The organism is Corynebacterium sp. c8Ua_99 (assembly GCF_039907185.1).
GTDB classification, from domain to species: Bacteria; Actinomycetota; Actinomycetes; order Mycobacteriales; family Mycobacteriaceae; genus Corynebacterium; species Corynebacterium jeikeium_D.
The window spans coordinates 1-15,765 of record NZ_JASBOG010000004.1; the positions used below are offsets into that span (position 1 = coordinate 1).

Consider the following 15,765-nt stretch of genomic DNA (forward strand, 5'->3'; position numbering starts at 1 on the left):
TCAATTCAGAGCCGCTAACCGGCCAAATCTCAGAGCCCCTGGTTATTCTGCGGCAGCGGATGCCGGCGGGTGGAAGCCTGCGTCTATTGCTTTCAGCGCCAGGTCCAGGCGAGAGGTAGCTCCAAACTTATTGAACATGCTGGAGAGGTGCTTCTTGATAGTGCCCGGCGACTTGCCGAGTTCCTTGGCGATGTCGTGGTTTGACTTACCGCGGCAGATCAGGCCGAGAACCTCTCGCTCGGCTTGAGTGATCCTGTATGAGGAAATGTTGCGGGACGGCAGGGTTTTAATCAGCCGAGTCGCAGAAATCGGTGAGATGACGGTGCCGCCCTGGAAAACATCTTCAACGGTGCCAATGACGGATTCCGGGCGGGCAGTTTTGAGAATGTAGCCATTTCCGCCGAGACTCAAGATTTTCAGCATTGTTTCATCGGTATCAAATGAGGTGATAGCGATGAATTTCGGTGGATTCTCCACCTTCTTAATGCGCTCAAGTAGCTCAACGCCGTCCATGTTAGGCATATGAATATCGGTCAAAACTACGTCAACGCCACCACGGGCAATAATGTTGAGAGCCTCGTGGCCATCGCTGGCTTCATCGACCACGGTGATATGCGGTGCCTTCTTGAAATAGGTTCGCAGCGTCGAGAGTACAAGTGGGTCGTCATCGACAATGAGAACCTTAATGTCAGACATCCGCGAACCTTTCATAGAAGTTATAAAAACCGAACAATATCTGTCATCGTGTGATATTACTACGCTAACCAGGACTTTTCGAGAGATATCTTCGTCACAGGCAGCTACTGCACCAATCTTACGCTAGCGTAACCTACTGGTTGGTAGGTGGCATGTGGAGTTTGCAATTCCACACATTTCCTTCTCGTTCTGACGTGATGGAACCGTCCCATGGTCGCACTCGCCGATGCAGTGAGGAAAGCCCCAAACCGCTCGAGAGCATCGCCCGCGGCAGAAAATGCGGTAGCGCCTTCGATATCTGATTGCTGATGTCGAGCGTGAAGCCATCTTCCTCGTTGCTCAGCGCCAGAATGTGAACGTTCGTTTGCGGTTCGCCGTACTTCTGAATGTTCGTGCAGAACTCCGACAGCGCCGGCGAGATAACCTCTGAAATCTGCGTCAAAGAGGGCTCGGTTTCAATCTTCGTGGCCAGCGAAACGTTAAACCCAGCTTCCTGCAGTTCATCCTTGGCCTGTTGAAGCACCCTGCTCATGCTGGGGACTCGCTCATCCTGGCCGATAGCGGAGGTCAAAGAACTCTCGTCGTCAGCTGATTTCAGCAATGAAAGCAACTGGCGAAGCTGTAGCAGGCCTTCTCGGGAGGTCTCTGCGATGTCCTCCAGGGATTCTTCAAGTTTTTCATCGGTCCCTTCTCGCTCGATGGCGAGCGCCTGCGCCAGCATGGTTACGCGAGTAAAGGACTTGGCAGTGGAGTCGTGCAGTACGGTCGCCAACTCAAGGCGTTGCTCTTCCAGAGCGCGGTTAGATTCAATCGTTGCCCGCCGGCGTTGTTCTTTGTAGCGACTGCGCATCATGCCGATGGCGTAGGCAATTACAAAAAGCAGTGTTGTCACAAAGGTCGCGACATGGTCACGTGCGAAAGTACTTGTGTTGACGTCGTAGTTTGAGATCACCAACAAGAGCAACGCAGTGATTCTCGCCGGCATCTTGTTGTTGTTAGCACGCATCACTTCCACGATGAGAAGCGCGCAGAAAATCTGCATTGGAGCCTGCTCTGTGGGAAGGAAAGTCAATGCCAAGAAATTCGCTGGGACAACCACCATGGCAAAAAGTGGCAGATAGGTCGCCACTGCAACAAGAATGACCTGAAGGCCACCGATAATGGTCGGCAACAACAGATCAGAGTTGCTCTCGCGGAAAATTAGCGCATCGAGAGCCGTGAGAACCAGCGCAATGACCATCTCCACTGACCCCGGAGTCCTCAGAAAGTCCCTTATCTGTGACAGCGATTTCTTAATCACTACGCCAAGACCTCTTTCCACACCACAATGCGGTCATCTCTAACGGGATGCAGTAATCAATATGCAGTAATCAATATATTGTCAGTGCGGTCGAGAGTGCCATTTGCATGATTAATGCCGTGGCGCAGGGGTCGTCGTAAAGCACAAAAATCCGCCCGGGAAGAATAACCTCTCGGGCGGATTCCTGCTTACTTAGCGAGCGCTACTTACGTCGCGCCGATCCTGGCAGCGGAACTCCGTGCTGGTTGCGCGGAAGGTTCTTAGCGCTTGCCGACGGCGCCTGCGTCTCCTCGGCTGGGGCCTCAGTGGCCTGCTCGGTGGAGGTGGCATCTTCCGCCGACTGCTGTTCGGTAACCTCTGGCTGCGCCGGAGCCTGCTCTGCCTCTGGCTGAGCAGGAGCCTCCTGAGCTTCGGTTTCCTCTGCTGCCGGGGCAGGGGTGCTAGCGACTGGCTTGGCCTTGCGTGCGCCACCCGGGATTGGAGCGCCCTTGCGTGCGCCGCCCGGAACCGGAGCACCGGATGCGGTCTTCGGCTGCTCAGCTGCTGGCTGCTCGGACTCGGTGGCCGCTACTTCAGCAGCGGTGTCCTCTGCGGGAGCGGCTTCCTCGGCCTTCGGCTTCGCGGCCGGAGCTGCCTTCTTAGCACCACCCGGAACCGGAGCACCCTTGCGTGCGCCACCCGGAATCGGAGCGCCCTTCGTTGCCTTCGGAGCCTCAGTCGGAGCTTCGGTTTCTGCAGCTGCTGGCTCTGCCTGCGCGGCCGGCTTAGCGGCCTTGGCGCCGCCCGGAACTGGAGCGCCCTTCTTAGCGCCGCCTGGAACCGGGGCACCGGCCTTTGCTCCGCCTGGCTTCGGAGCGCCGCCCGGAGCTGGAGCACCCTTCTTGGCGCCACCCGGGGTCGGTGCGCCGGCCTTAGCGCCGCCAGGCTTTGGAGCGCCACCTGGGGCTGGAGCGCCCTTCTTGGCGCCACCCGGGGTCGGTGCGCCGGCCTTTGCCCCGCCTGGCTTCGGTGCGCCACCTGGAGCTGGAGCACCCTTCTTGGCACCACCCGGAGTCGGTGCGCCACCTGGAGCTGGAGCACCCTTCTTGGCACCACCCGGAGTCGGAGCGCCACCCTTGGCAGCAGCGCCTGCAGTAGCACCAGCAGCTGCGGCACCAGCGCCGGCAGCGGCAGTCTTTTCTGCCTTCTTCTTCTCGGCAGCCTCGGCCTTCTTGCGCTTAGCTTCCTCTTCCTCGAGGCGCTGACGCTCTTCCTCTTCAGCCTTCTTCGGATCGACCCAGCCACGCTCTGGCTGCTCAATCCACTCCGGCTCACGTGCCTGTGGCAGCTCGCCGTCGACCTTCACAGAGTCGCGGAGCATCTGGGCGATGTCCAGGACTTCCGGCTTCTTCTCGTCGTCCTCGATGACGTTGTTGACACCGTCATTCATCATCGTCTTACAGAACGGGCAGCCGATGGCAATTGCCTCAGCGCCAGTGCCGACAGCCTCTTCGGTGCGGTTGACGTTGATGCGCTGGCCGATGGTCTCTTCCATCCACATGCGCGCGCCACCTGCACCACAGCAGAAGCCGGTGTTCTTGTTACGCGGCATCTCGACGAGGTTAGCGCCGGATGCACCAATCAGCTCACGCGGAGCCTCGAAGACCTTGTTGTGGCGACCCAGGAAGCACGGGTCGTGGTAGGTGACCTGGCGGCCCTGGCCGGAAGCAACCGGCTGGAGGCGGTTAGCGCGAACCAGCTTATTTAGCAGCTGGGTGTGGTGGACAACTTCGTACTGTCCGCCCAGCTCTGGGTACTCGTTCTTGAAGGTGTTGAAGCAGTGCGCACAGGTGACGACAATCTTGCGCTGCTTCGGCGGGACACCGTCGAAGACCTCATCGAGCTGTTCGATGTTCTGCTCAGCCAGCATCTGGAAGAGGAACTCGTTACCGGCGCGGCGAGCGGAATCGCCAGTACAACCCTCAGCCTGGGAGAGCACAGCGTACTTCACACCGGCGGTGTAAAGCATTTCTGCAACAGCCTTGGTGGTCTTCTTCGCATTGTCGTCGTACGCACCGGCACAACCGACCCAGAACAGGTACTCGGTGTCGTCGAAGCTCTCGACATCTTCGCCCCAAATCGGGACGACGATGCCTTCCTTGCGGACCTCGTTAATCCAGTCGGCACGAGTGGAAGCGTTCTGGCCCCACGGGTTGCCCTTGGTCTCGAGGTTCTTGAACAGGCCAGCCAGCTCGGTCGGGAAGTCCGACTCAACCAGAACCTGGTAGCGGCGCATATCGACGATGTGGTCGATGTGCTCAATGTCAACCGGGCACTGCTCAACACAGGCACCACAGTTGGTGCAGGACCACAGGACGTCCTGGTCGATGATGCCCTCATCGCCGTCGCCAACCAGCGGCTTGGTCAGGAGTGCTGCGCCAGCGCCTTCGCCCTCGCGAGCGGTTTCGATGGTCTCGCCAGCCAGCAGGTACGGGGCAGAAGCGTAAGCGTGGTCACGCAGCTGGTTAACCAGCAGCTTCGGGGACAGTGGCTTGGAAGTGTTCCATGCCGGGCACTGCTCCTGGCAGCGACCACACTCAGTACAAGAGGTGAAGTCCAGCAGAGCCTTCCAGGAGTGGTCGGTGACCACACCGGTACCCATGGAGTCAACTTCTGGGTCAGCCTCTTCCAGGTTCAAAATCTCGCCGTTAGAGGTCATCGGCTTAGCACCAGCGAGGGCGTTGTAGCCATCAGCGTTGCGCTTGAGCAGGATGTTGGCGAATGCCAGGAAGCGGTGCCATGCGACACCCCAAGTCAGGTTGCGGCCAACAACGAAGAGCCAGACCATACCGGACAGCAGCTTAATCAGCGCGAAGATGGACACCATGACTTCGGAGGCCGGTAGAACCTGTGCGATACCGCCGGTGACGAAGTTCGCCCAGTTCCAGACCTCGGCGCCAGTGTGACCGTGGTTGCCGTAGGTAGCCAGCTTGGCGGCCTTGACGAACATCATGCCCAGGCCCTCGATGAGGACGACAGCCTCAACGAAGTAGGCAGCCTTGGCGTTGGAGCCGTAGAAGCGGCTCAGGCGTTCCTTGCCCAGGTTGGTCTGGCGGACGAGAATCAGTGCCAGGATACCCAGGGTGGTGCCCAGGCCGAGCAGTTCGTCGATGAAGTGCCAGGCTGTCAGATTCCTGAGGATTGGCCAACCACCGGCTGGCCAAAAGGTCTGAATGTAAGCCTCGAACCACACCAGGGAGCCGAGGAGGAAGCCCACCATGACGAACCAGTGAGCCACAGCAACGCCGGGCTTCTTGGCCATCTTGGTGTGACCGACGATCTCTCGGATCATGGTCCAAATACGGGTTCCCCATTCACCGGTGTGACCGTATGTCTTTTGGCCCACCATGATGGTCTTCACCATATGGGTGAATCCCTTGATAAAGATGAACCAGCAGGGCAGGGACAACAGGACGCCAATAACGCCGACTGCGACGGTGAATCCGGTAGATTCCGGAATCGCCGTGTCAGCCGTCGCTGCGGCGAGGTTGAGCACGCTCATAATGTTCCTTCTAGGCTGGCTCAGCCAGGGTGATGGCTGAGTGAAAATAGTTCTCTTGTGAGTTGTATCACGAGCCAAGGACGTGTACATAACTAACGCCGTAATTAGTGCTGAAATCATGGCTATGCGGTGTAACCTGCGCGTTTTCGGCGATTTTCGCAACGAATGGGTTTCTTAATTCCGTCCGCTGATCATGCTCTAAATATGTTTCATTAGAAAAATAAGGGTTTACAGTGTGGCGTGCGTCACTGTATGCTGACTTTTGCGCCCCACAGTTTTACAAACGAAACGAAATATACTAATGCAAACCGTTTTTAAAAAGCGTGGGGTTGCACGTCAGTTGTTTTCCGACCAGTCAAGGAGTTGATTGATTATGACCTCCGTGCAGCCAGACCGTGTCCGTTCTGGGCAGTCCTCCCAGTTCACTGCCGCAGTTGTTGATGAATTCGGGCCAAACCTCAATGTTCGCGACGTCGATCTGCCAAAGCCGGGGCTGAATCAGGCGCTCGTGAAATTGATTGCCTCCGGCGTCTGCCACACTGACTTGCATGCGACAGAGGGGGACTGGCCGGTGAAGCCGGAGCCGCCCTTCATTCCGGGGCATGAGGGAATCGGTGAGGTGATCGAGCTCGGTCCTGGAAAGCATTCGGTCAGCGTGGGTGACATTGTCGGCAATGCATGGCTGTGGTCCGCGTGTGGCGACTGTGAGTACTGCCGGACCGGTCGTGAGACTCAGTGCAACGACGCCGAGTATGGCGGCTATACCCAGGACGGTTCCTTTGGCGAGTACATGCTGGTCGACACGCGGTATGCCGCTCGCATACCGGAGGGCGTGGACTACCTGGAGGCTGCGCCGATTCTCTGCGCCGGCGTGACTGTATATAAGGGCCTCAAGGTTTCCGAAACGAAGCCGGGTCAGTTTATGGTGGTCTCCGGCGTCGGTGGATTGGGGCATTTGGCGATCCAGTACGCCAAGGCGATGGGTATGCGTGTAATCGCCGTGGATATCGCGGAAGACAAACTCGACCACGCAAAGGAGTGGGGTGCCGAGTTCGTGGTAAACGCCAAGGATGAGGATCCGGTCCAGGCGGTTCAGGCCTATACCGATGGTGGAGCTCACGGCATTCTGGTCACTGCTGTCCATAGGGATGCGTTCGGCCAGGCTCTTGGTATGGCGCGCCGCGATGGAACCATTGTCTTCAATGGCCTTCCGCCGGGGGAGTTCCCGGCGAGTGTGTTCGACATTGTCTTCCGCAATCTCACTATTCGTGGTTCACTTGTCGGCACGCGCCAGGATATGGCCGAGGCTCTCGACTTCTACGCCCGCGGGCTGGTCAAGCCGACCGTTAAGGAGTGCTCGCTGCATGAGATTAATGACGTCTTCGAGCTGATGCGCCAGGGCAAGATCGATGGTCGCATGGCCATTCGCTACTAGCCCCAGGAGTTAGTTGGCGCTTCTATTCCTCGACCGCCTGCCTCATCTGATCTGCAGATAGCCACACTCCGAAAAGGTCGCCGTCGGGCCTAAATCGCTTGCCGACGCTCACGTCAACGGGCACGGGTTCAAATCCGAAGGCTTCGACTGTTGCTCGTGCGGCCTCGAGGGCCGCCGGGTCAGTCGACATGACCGCGATTGCTCGGCGCGGTGCGCCCTCGGCGATCTCTTCCGGGGTTCGGTAGTCGCTAATCAGTTCTTCATAGGAGACGTGGTTTAGCGTCTTGGCGATGTGGGCCCCTGGGGATCGCTTGGCGAGGTCCGCCGTTGTTACGGACTCTGCGGAGTTGGTTCCGGTGGCCTCCCAGGGGTTGGTGGCGTCCGCCGAGCCGTCCGCTGAGGTGGCGGAGTCGATCCTCAAGTACTGCCACGACAATCTGGCGCCGTACAAGAGGATTCGCCGCCTTGAGTTCTACGAACTGCCGAAGACGGTGTCCGGCAAAATTCGCCGTGTTGACCTGCGTAAACGCGAAGGTGAGATCCACGCCAGTGATGGCGGCGAGTCCAAGGCCTCGACCGAGTACGCGGACACTGACTTCCCCGGTCTGAAGGGGTAGGGCGGTAGGCGGGAGGTCGGCGGTCAGCGTCGGCCCCTCCCTGGGCGGTCTTGGCCCCGGTGCGGCCTTGCCTCCCCCCCCCCTTGAAATGTTTTTGCCAGCTTTTTGTAGGAAGTAACCGCGAATTCGGCGCTACTTCCTACAAAAAGCTGGCAAAAACGTGCGTGTGGTGCGCTGGTGGGCGTTCGCGCCGACATTTACCGCGCACACGTCCCGCACCCCGCACTTCCTGCACGCACACGCCTGCGCCCCCGCGCCCCCGCGCACTCTTAGGAATTAGTGAAGTTCGCCTTGCGCTTCTCGGAGAACGCGGCCATGCCTTCCTTCTGGTCGTTGGAGGAGAACAGGGAGTGGAAGGTACGGCGCTCAAAGAGCAGTCCCTGCGACAGCGTCATTTCGTAGGCCTGGTTGATCTGTTCCTTAATCTGGGTAGTGGCAACCAGCGACTTCGACGCAATGGTGTCGGCGACCTTCAGGGCTTCGTCGAGAAGCGCTTCCGGCTCGACGATACGGGCGACGAGACCTGCGGACTCGGCCTCCTCGGCACCCATCATGCGCCCGGTCAGGCACATCTCCATGGCCTTGGCCTTGCCGATCGCGCGAGTGAGGCGCTGCGAGCCGCCCATACCCGGAGAGATGCCGAGGTTAACCTCAGGCTGGCCGAACTTGGCTTTAGCGCCAGCGATGATGAAGTCCGCCATCATGGCGACCTCGCAGCCACCGCCCAGTGCGTAGCCGTTGACGGCGGCGATAACTGGAGTGCGGACGGAAGTCAGGACATCCCAACGTGCGAACCAGTCAGAGACGTACATCTCGGTGCCGGACTTGTCCGCCATCTCCTTAATGTCCGCACCTGCAGCAAACGCCTTCTCCGAGCCGGTGATGATAATCGCGCCAATGCCTGCATCGTTGTCGAAAGCGGTGGCTGCTGCGCCGATCTCTTCCATGGTCTTGTGGTTGAGGGCGTTCAGCGCCTTCGGACGGTTCAGGGTAATAATACCGACGCGACCTCGGGTTTCGGTGAGGATGTTTTCGTAATCGGACATATTCGTGTCTCCAAAGCGGTAATAGAAATCAGGTTGTAAGCGAGGTTACCCGTGAGACCAGATTCGGGTGGAGCTTTACGGCGATTACATCGGTGTTTTCCTGGATGGGACAGCGGCGGCAGGATAGGTCAGCGTGGTCGGGAATCTTTTTGTGGCGTCTTATGGGCGGAGCTGGAGTAACGACGTTATAAGAAAGTGCCGAAAACTCATTCACCTTTTGATGCCAAATGGAAGGTTTCTTCTTATACTTACGACGAAGCTAACAGTCCAATCGCGACAAAAGCTCATCAGATGACCGAAAACCTACGCAAAAGTTTGCATCCGCGGGCATATGTGGGGTCCATCGAGTGAAATGACTAAGCGCCACAGGAGTATTGATATGAATCCGGAAATGGAGACACGCTCGCTTACATCATCGAGTGTCGGTTTGGTCACCGAGGGAAACGGTAAGAGGGGTAAGTCATTCAAGCAACGAGTTTGGGCTTCAACAATTGCGGCTTTGCTGGCAGTGGGGCTGACTGCATGTGATGCAGATTCTTTGAAAAACGCTATGGGGGTCGGAGAAAGCTCTGCAACATCAACTTCGCAGGGAGAAAATGCAGAGCAGTCTCAGGGCGATGACAGCCAATCTTCGACTAGTGCGCCCAGTTCGGGGATGGAAAAACCCGGTGATAGTGCCGATAAATCAGACACCGGTACAGCGGAATCGGGCACCGATGTTGAGGGGATGGGTGATGGTTCGACCAAGCTGGAGCCTAGTAATCCAGAGAATGAGAAAATCTACCGCAATAGTCAAGGATGGGAGTTCCTCGAAAACTCAGCGCTTATTGCGCCGGGAGCTCGCTTTCTTGTGAAGGGTGCTGATGATTCGACTTCATCTTGTTCTTTTGCGTGGTGGGTGTACAACAAGGATGAACCCCGGCGACACTACATTACAAGTGCTGGGCACTGCGGGAACAAGGGAGACAACGTATACGTAGAGGATGAAAAAGGGAAGTTCTATAAAGTCGGACAATTTGTCTGGAGTTCGCTCGATCTGGAGGCTAAGAACAATCCGACAGATCATGCATTGATTGAGTTGACTGTTGACCCTAAGTATGTTCACGGCACTCCCATGCTCAAGGGTGCGGAGTTAGCGGGCTGGGCAAGTCCTCAATGGCTTGAGCAAGAACAACCTCGCGTTTGCCGTCTTGGGTACCGTAGTGGGCTTTCATGTGGCCCCTACAAAGAGACTGTGGGGAGCTACATGTTCGGCTTCGGAAATATTTCGGACCATGGCGATTCTGGCGGGGCAGTTTGGGCTGTGGATCCAGAAGACCCAAACCGGATTTATGCAGTGGGGATGACAAGTTACGGCTTCCCTCATGACGCAATTTCAAATGGTGCCGCAGCTCTATCTCCGTTGATTAAGCAGTTTAATTTGACCATTCTCCAGTGACTCGCCCGCTAGGTTGAGCTGCTCCTCATGGGTTGGACCGGAGGGCCGGTAGCTTTCTAGCAGAGGGTGTTTGGTCGCGGAATGATGAAAGGGCCTGGTTCCAATTAACTATCGGAAACCAGACCCTTGAATCCTTATTCGCTTAGAAAAACCGTTTCAAAAATTCAATGGTTCGTCCGTGTCGGTGAAAGCAGGAAAGCTCTTCAAGGAACGTCAAAGCGATTTAGCCTCGCTTGCGCAGTGAAACTACCAATGCGGCAATACCGGTGAGCGCGCCCACGAGGCCGAGTCCCAGGCCCCAGCCGCCAAGCGTGCTGCTGGAATCCTCGCTGGTGGCAGCTGCGGAATGCTCGATGTCATCCGAGTGGTTATCGCTGTGCTCTGTCTCGTCGGTGCCGTGATTATTGCCGTGGCCATGACTGTGGCTGTGGTCGTGACCGTGGCTATGTTCATCGTCTGCCGACTTCTCAATCAGCTCCACGGTTGGAACCGGGTAATCGCTATCGTGGTCCTTTTCAGCCCAGTTCATCGAACCCTTTTCACAGGTTTGCAGCGTCGGCACCTCAACCGTCGACGGCTTTGCATTATCAGCCACCTTCACGCTGAGCGTCAGAGAATCCTTCAGGTCCGACGGCAGTGGAGTCTTTGCGGTGTAGATGACCTTCTGCACCTTTTCATTCTCGCCAGAGCCGGTCGACTCCTTCGTGACATCCCAGTTCGCGTTCATGTTCGGCGTAACCTTTTCGAACTCCTCCGGGATGGTGAACTCGACCTTCGTCGTCGGCGAACCGTCGCAGCCATGGCCGACCCCGAAAGCCAGATCTGCGTAGCCGCCAATCGGGGCAGACGACGGGGTTGCATGCACATGTGCGGATGCAATGGCAGGGAAGGCGAGGGTTAGTGCGGCGCTTGCCGACGCTACTGCGAGCCCACGGAAAAAGGGGAAATGGTGTCGCTGTGCATTCTGAGGCACGAAAAACTCCTAAAAAGTGGGATGAATTCTTGGCTCAATCGCCCCGTAAGTGGGGAGAAGTTAGACATGTATCAGTGGAGCCGCCAGGGCTGATTCGGTGGCAGGTCATGGGGGGGGGGTAACAAAGGGCATGGCCTGTTGATGAGCCGGTGGCTGCAAAACACGTCAGGGGATTAGTCGGTTCGCTTTGCAGGAAAGTTCCCAGGGCTAGTGCTAAGAAATTCCCCCTGGAGGCCGAAGACAGGATTTTGTATAGAAAATTGCGCTGTCGGCTACCGCGAGTAGCTTTAGAACATAGTTTTACAAAAATCTTTTATCGAGTTGACCTGGGGTGATGGAGGTTTTTCTAGAAAAGTTGAGTTGGGTGGGAATAACTTTGCCCCATAGTCCGTTGCACAGCATGACAAACATTGAGTCGGACACACTCAAGTTTGCTTGACAGATTTTCTACGGCAATGCAGACTTGAGCGCGTAAGACTTAAGGGCAATTCTTTTACTCTTCTAGAAAGGTGTTCATCATGGGACGCGCTGTTGGTATTGACTTGGGTACGACGAACTCCTGTGTCTCCGTCCTCGAGGGCGGCGAGGCTCAGGTGATTGCGAACGCTGAGGGTTCGCGCACCACTCCGTCGGTGGTTGCATTTGCAAAGAATGGTGAGGTCCTGGTTGGCCAGTCCGCTAAGAACCAGGCTGTCACTAACGTTGATCGCACTATTCGTTCGGTCAAGCGCCACATGGGTACTGACTGGAGCATCGAGATCGATGACAAGAAGTACACTCCGCAGGAGATTTCCGCTCGTACGCTGATGAAGCTGAAGCGCGACGCTGAGTCTTACCTGGGTGACGACGTCACTGATGCGGTTATTACCGTTCCGGCTTACTTCAACGACGCTGAGCGTCAGGCAACCAAGGAAGCAGGTCAGATTGCTGGCCTGAACGTCCTGCGCATTGTCAATGAGCCGACTGCTGCTGCACTTGCTTACGGTCTGGAGAAGTCCGACAAGGAGCAGACCATTCTGGTCTTCGACCTCGGTGGCGGTACCTTCGACGTCTCCCTGCTGGAGATTGGCGACGGTGTTGTTGAGGTTCGCGCAACTGCGGGTGACAACAAGCTCGGTGGCGATGACTGGGATCAGCGCATCGTTGACTGGTTGGTTGAGAAGTTCCAGTCCAGCAACGGCATTGACCTGACCAAGGACAAGATGGCTCTGCAGCGTCTGCGTGAGGCTGCTGAGAAGGCCAAGATTGAGCTGTCCTCCTCGCAGCAGGCATCTATCAACCTGCCGTACATCACCGTTGATGCTGACAAGAACCCGCTGTTCCTGGACGAGACCCTGTCCCGTACTGAGTTCCAGCGCATCACCTCTGATTTGCTTGACCGCACTCGTAAGCCGTTCCAGCAGGTCATTGCTGACGCTGATGTTCCGGTTTCCGACATTGACCACGTCGTGCTGGTCGGTGGTTCCACCCGTATGCCGGCAGTCTCTGAGCTGGTCAAGGAACTGACCGGTGGTCGTGAGCCGAACAAGGGCGTTAACCCGGACGAGGTTGTCGCAGTTGGTGCTGCTCTGCAGGCCGGCGTTCTGCGCGGTGAGGTCAAGGACGTGCTGCTGCTCGACGTCACCCCGCTGTCGCTGGGTATTGAGACCAAGGGCGGTGTCATGACCAAGCTGATCGAGCGCAACACCACAATCCCGACCAAGCGTTCGGAGACCTTCACCACTGCTGAAGACAACCAGCCGAGCGTCCAGATTCAGGTCTTCCAGGGTGAGCGCGAGATGGCTGCTGCCAACAAGCTGCTGGGCTCGTTCGAGCTGGGCGGAATCGCTCCGGCACCGCGTGGTGTCCCTCAGATTGAGGTCACCTTCGACATCGACGCCAACGGCATTGTCCACGTCACCGCTAAGGACAAGGGCACTGGTAAGGAAAACACGATCACCATCCAGGACGGCTCCGGCCTCTCCAAGGAGGAGATCGACCAGATGATCAAGGACGCTGAGAAGCACGCTGACGAGGACAAGAAGCGCCGCGAGGAGCAGGAAGTCCGCAACTCGGCTGAGTCCATGGCTTACCAGACCCGCAAGTTCGCATCGGAGAACGAGGACAAGGTTTCCCAGGACATCCGCGACCGCGTTGAAGAGGCCGCCAAGGAAGTCGACGAGGCTCTGAAGGGCTCCGACATCGAGGCCATCAAGTCCGCCGTCGAGAAGCTGTCCACCGAGAGCCAGGAGATGGGTAAGGCTATCTACGAGGCTCAGGCAGCTGAGGGTGCAACCGCAGCCGAGGGCGCTGAGGCCGCTGACGCTGACGACAACGTCGTTGACGCCGAGGTCGTCGACGAGGACGAGAAGGACAAGTAAGAATGACTGACCAGGATCAGGGAAACCAGCCCACCCCGGAGGAGCCGGCCAACCTGGCCGATCAGGTCAACGAGGTCTTCGAGCAGGCCAAGCTTGACGACGACGTGGAGCCGGCGACCGAAGGTGCCGCCGGCGACACCGCCGCGGAGGAAGCTGCAGACCCAGTTGCAGCCATCCAGCGTGAGTTGGATGAGCGCACGGAGGACCTGCAGCGCCTGTCGGCGGAGTTCGCAAACTACCGTCGTCGAGTTGACCGAGACCGTGAAGCCGAGCGCGTACAGGCGAAGGCAAAGCTGGCTGGAGAACTGCTGGTTTTGGCTGATGACCTCGACCGGGCTGAAGAGCACGGCGACTTGGCAGACGGCACCCCGCTGAAGGCTTTCGCGGATAAATTCCGTGGCGTGCTGACCGCACAGGGTGTTGAGGAATTTGGTGCCGCAGGAGAGGAGTTCAACCCGGACATCCACGAGGCTGTCCAGGATCTCTCCGAAGGGGATGACAAGGTTCTAGCCAATGTGCTGCGCAAGGGCTACCGAATTAATGACCGTGTCATTCGTACGGCGATGGTAATCATCGGCGATCCGCAGTAGCGGAGACACAAGTGACGCAGATTTCTTTGAATTAGTTTTTCTGAAAGGAGGAGATGCACCATGACTCAACGGGAATGGGCAGATAAGGACTATTACGCTGACTTGGGCGTCTCTAAGTCTGCGTCACTCGACGAGATTAAAAAGGCCTACCGCAAGTTAGCCCGGGAGAACCACCCGGATAAGAACCCGGGTAACAAGGCCGCTGAAGATAAGTTCAAGCGAATCTCCGAGGCATACTCGGTGGTCGGTGACGAGGACAAGCGCCGCGAATACGATGAGCTGCGTGCAGCTCTCGCAGGTGGTTTCCGATTCCCCGGTGCCGCAGGTGCCGGCGGAGCCGGTGCTGCCGGTGCACGTGGATTCGACTTCGACGTGTCGGATCTCTTCGGCGGAGGTGCCGGATTCGGTGGCAATGCTGGTGGTGCAGGTGGCCTAGGTGATTTCCTGGGCGGCTTCGTAAACCGCAATGGTGGCGCTGGTGCTGCCGGGCGGCAGAAGGCCCGCCGTGGTGCGGATGTGGAGACAGAGATTACGCTCGATTTCCGCGAGGCTGCCCAAGGTGTCACCATCCCGCTGCAGCTCACCAACCCGTCGCCATGCACGAACTGCAATGGTTCGGGTGCAGCGCCGGGAACCTCACCGGTGACGTGTACCACCTGTCATGGTTCGGGATATGTCAAGGAGCAAAAGGGGGCCTTCGGCTTCTCCAGTCCGTGTGCTGACTGTGGTGGCCAGGGCACTCGCATCGAGAACCCTTGCTCGCAGTGTAACGGCACCGGTGTGACCACCCGCCGTCGTACCATCACCGTTCGCGTCCCCGCTGGTGTGGTGGACGGCCAGAAGGTCCGTCTTGCGGGCCAAGGTGAAGCGGGACTGCGGGGGCGTCCGGCCGGTGACCTCTTTGTCACCGTCCATGTTCGCCCGGATGAAGTGTTCACCCGCAGCGGCAACGACCTTGAGGTCACGGTGCCCGTGAGCTTCGGCGAGCTCGCGCTCGGCGGCACTATTACTGTGCCGACGTTGGGTGACAAGATTCGCGTGCGTGTCCCGGCTGGCACAGCCGATGGCCGAACACTGCGTGTGCGCGGTCGAGGAATCCCGAAGCGCAATGGCACTCCGGGTGACCTGTTGGTAACCGTGCGTGTGAAGGTGCCGACCAATTTGGACGACAATGCCACTTCGGCATTGCGTTCCTACGTCGAAGCGGAACGTGCCAGTGGGTTCAATCCTCGTGAGGGTTGGGCAGGTGCGAAATAATGTCCGACAACACTGAGGTCTATGTCATATCCGTAGCCGCGAATCTCGCGGGCATGCATGCGCAGACGCTGCGTAATTATGACCGACTCGGGTTGGTAACTCCGCAGCGAACCTCCGGCGGAGGTCGGCGCTACACCAAACGCGATGTGGCGCTGCTGCGTGAGATTCAGCGTCTGAGTCAGGAAGACGGCGTCAACCTGGCCGGTATTAAGGCCATCATCGACCTGACTGAGCGGGTGGATTCGCTTGAGCAGGAAAATGCAGAACTGCGAGAGCAGCTCTATCAAGCAAAGGCACAGGCTCGTCGTTCGCGAGGCGAACTGGTTCACGTCCCACGCTCTACGGCAGTGGTGATGTGGGAGCCGCGCACACGACGCCGGCACAAAGACAACCGCGGTGGGGAAAGGTAATCCCACACGGCTGAGTGAACGGACTAACCAGCGTCGCCTGGTTAGTCCGTTTTCTTTTGGCTTGTTAATTTGGGCCGTGGATTCGCAACCGCCGATCTGAGA

The 15,765-nt window shown here is 57.8% G+C and carries 12 protein-coding genes and 1 pseudogene; 7 read left to right on the top strand and 6 right to left on the bottom strand.

The genetic code is table 11. The annotated features are described in order from the left end of the window. Positions 1-42: 42 nt before the first annotated feature. From QKE19_RS03375 to QKE19_RS03385, 3 genes are all read right to left on the bottom strand, one after another. A complete protein-coding gene (locus QKE19_RS03375) occupies positions 43-696 on the bottom strand; it encodes a response regulator transcription factor (RefSeq protein ID WP_048734423.1) in 654 nt (217 codons plus the stop codon). A 133-nt stretch (positions 697-829) separates the two neighbouring features. After that, positions 830-1,936, bottom strand: coding sequence for a histidine kinase (locus QKE19_RS03380; RefSeq protein WP_222865240.1), 1,107 nt, complete (start codon positions 1,934-1,936; stop codon positions 830-832). A 262-nt stretch (positions 1,937-2,198) separates the two neighbouring features. Beyond that, complete coding sequence (locus tag QKE19_RS03385; protein WP_347890370.1) at positions 2,199-5,537, bottom strand: heterodisulfide reductase-related iron-sulfur binding cluster; 3,339 nt, start codon at positions 5,535-5,537, stop codon at positions 2,199-2,201. 373 nt (positions 5,538-5,910) lie between these two features. Here QKE19_RS03385 and adhP point away from each other — a divergent pair, with 373 nt between their 5' ends. Further along, positions 5,911-6,972, top strand: a complete 1,062-nt coding sequence (adhP, locus tag QKE19_RS03390; protein WP_070429398.1) for an alcohol dehydrogenase AdhP — start codon at positions 5,911-5,913, stop codon at positions 6,970-6,972. 22 nt (positions 6,973-6,994) lie between these two features. Here the strand turns inward: adhP and QKE19_RS03395 are convergent, their stop codons facing one another. Next, positions 6,995-7,393 carry a hypothetical protein gene (locus QKE19_RS03395; RefSeq protein WP_070549979.1) on the bottom strand — a complete coding sequence of 133 codons (399 nt, stop codon included), beginning with the start codon at positions 7,391-7,393 and terminating at the stop codon, positions 6,995-6,997. Here QKE19_RS03395 and QKE19_RS03400 point away from each other — a divergent pair. Further along, positions 7,359-7,589, top strand: a pseudogene (locus QKE19_RS03400) (AMP-dependent synthetase); the annotation flags it as partial. The gene QKE19_RS03395 and the pseudogene QKE19_RS03400 overlap by 35 nt on opposite strands. 269 nt (positions 7,590-7,858) lie before the next feature. Here QKE19_RS03400 and QKE19_RS03405 read toward each other — a convergent pair. Further along, complete coding sequence (locus QKE19_RS03405; protein ID WP_070549981.1) at positions 7,859-8,635, bottom strand: enoyl-CoA hydratase; 777 nt, start codon at positions 8,633-8,635, stop codon at positions 7,859-7,861. A gap of 379 nt (positions 8,636-9,014) precedes the next feature. On the opposite strand from QKE19_RS03405, the gene QKE19_RS03410 reads away from it, so the two are divergent. Next, positions 9,015-10,073, top strand: a complete 1,059-nt coding sequence (locus QKE19_RS03410; protein WP_070560399.1) for a hypothetical protein — start codon at positions 9,015-9,017, stop codon at positions 10,071-10,073. A gap of 223 nt (positions 10,074-10,296) precedes the next feature. Here the strand turns inward: QKE19_RS03410 and QKE19_RS03415 are convergent, their stop codons facing one another. Next, a complete protein-coding gene (locus QKE19_RS03415; protein WP_347890373.1) occupies positions 10,297-11,046 on the bottom strand; it encodes a YcnI family protein in 750 nt (249 codons plus the stop codon). Positions 11,047-11,564: 518 nt separating this feature from the next. Between QKE19_RS03415 and dnaK the strand changes: the two genes are divergently transcribed. The 4 genes from dnaK to QKE19_RS03435 are packed head-to-tail and all read left to right on the top strand — an operon-like array spanning position 11,565 to position 15,663. Beyond that, positions 11,565-13,406: a molecular chaperone DnaK gene (dnaK, locus tag QKE19_RS03420; protein ID WP_016421564.1), complete on the top strand. Its 1,842-nt coding sequence runs from the start codon at positions 11,565-11,567 to the stop codon at positions 13,404-13,406. A 2-nt stretch (positions 13,407-13,408) separates the two neighbouring features. Continuing rightward, positions 13,409-13,996 carry a nucleotide exchange factor GrpE gene (gene grpE / locus QKE19_RS03425; protein WP_016421563.1) on the top strand — a complete coding sequence of 196 codons (588 nt, stop codon included), beginning with the start codon at positions 13,409-13,411 and terminating at the stop codon, positions 13,994-13,996. A 60-nt stretch (positions 13,997-14,056) separates the two neighbouring features. Next, complete coding sequence (gene dnaJ, locus QKE19_RS03430) at positions 14,057-15,253, top strand: molecular chaperone DnaJ (protein ID WP_005511752.1); 1,197 nt, start codon at positions 14,057-14,059, stop codon at positions 15,251-15,253. Then, positions 15,253-15,663, top strand: coding sequence for a helix-turn-helix transcriptional regulator (locus tag QKE19_RS03435; protein WP_016421562.1), 411 nt, complete (start codon positions 15,253-15,255; stop codon positions 15,661-15,663). The genes dnaJ and QKE19_RS03435 overlap by 1 nt, the downstream gene beginning before the upstream one ends. The last annotated feature ends 102 nt before the right edge of the window (positions 15,664-15,765 follow it).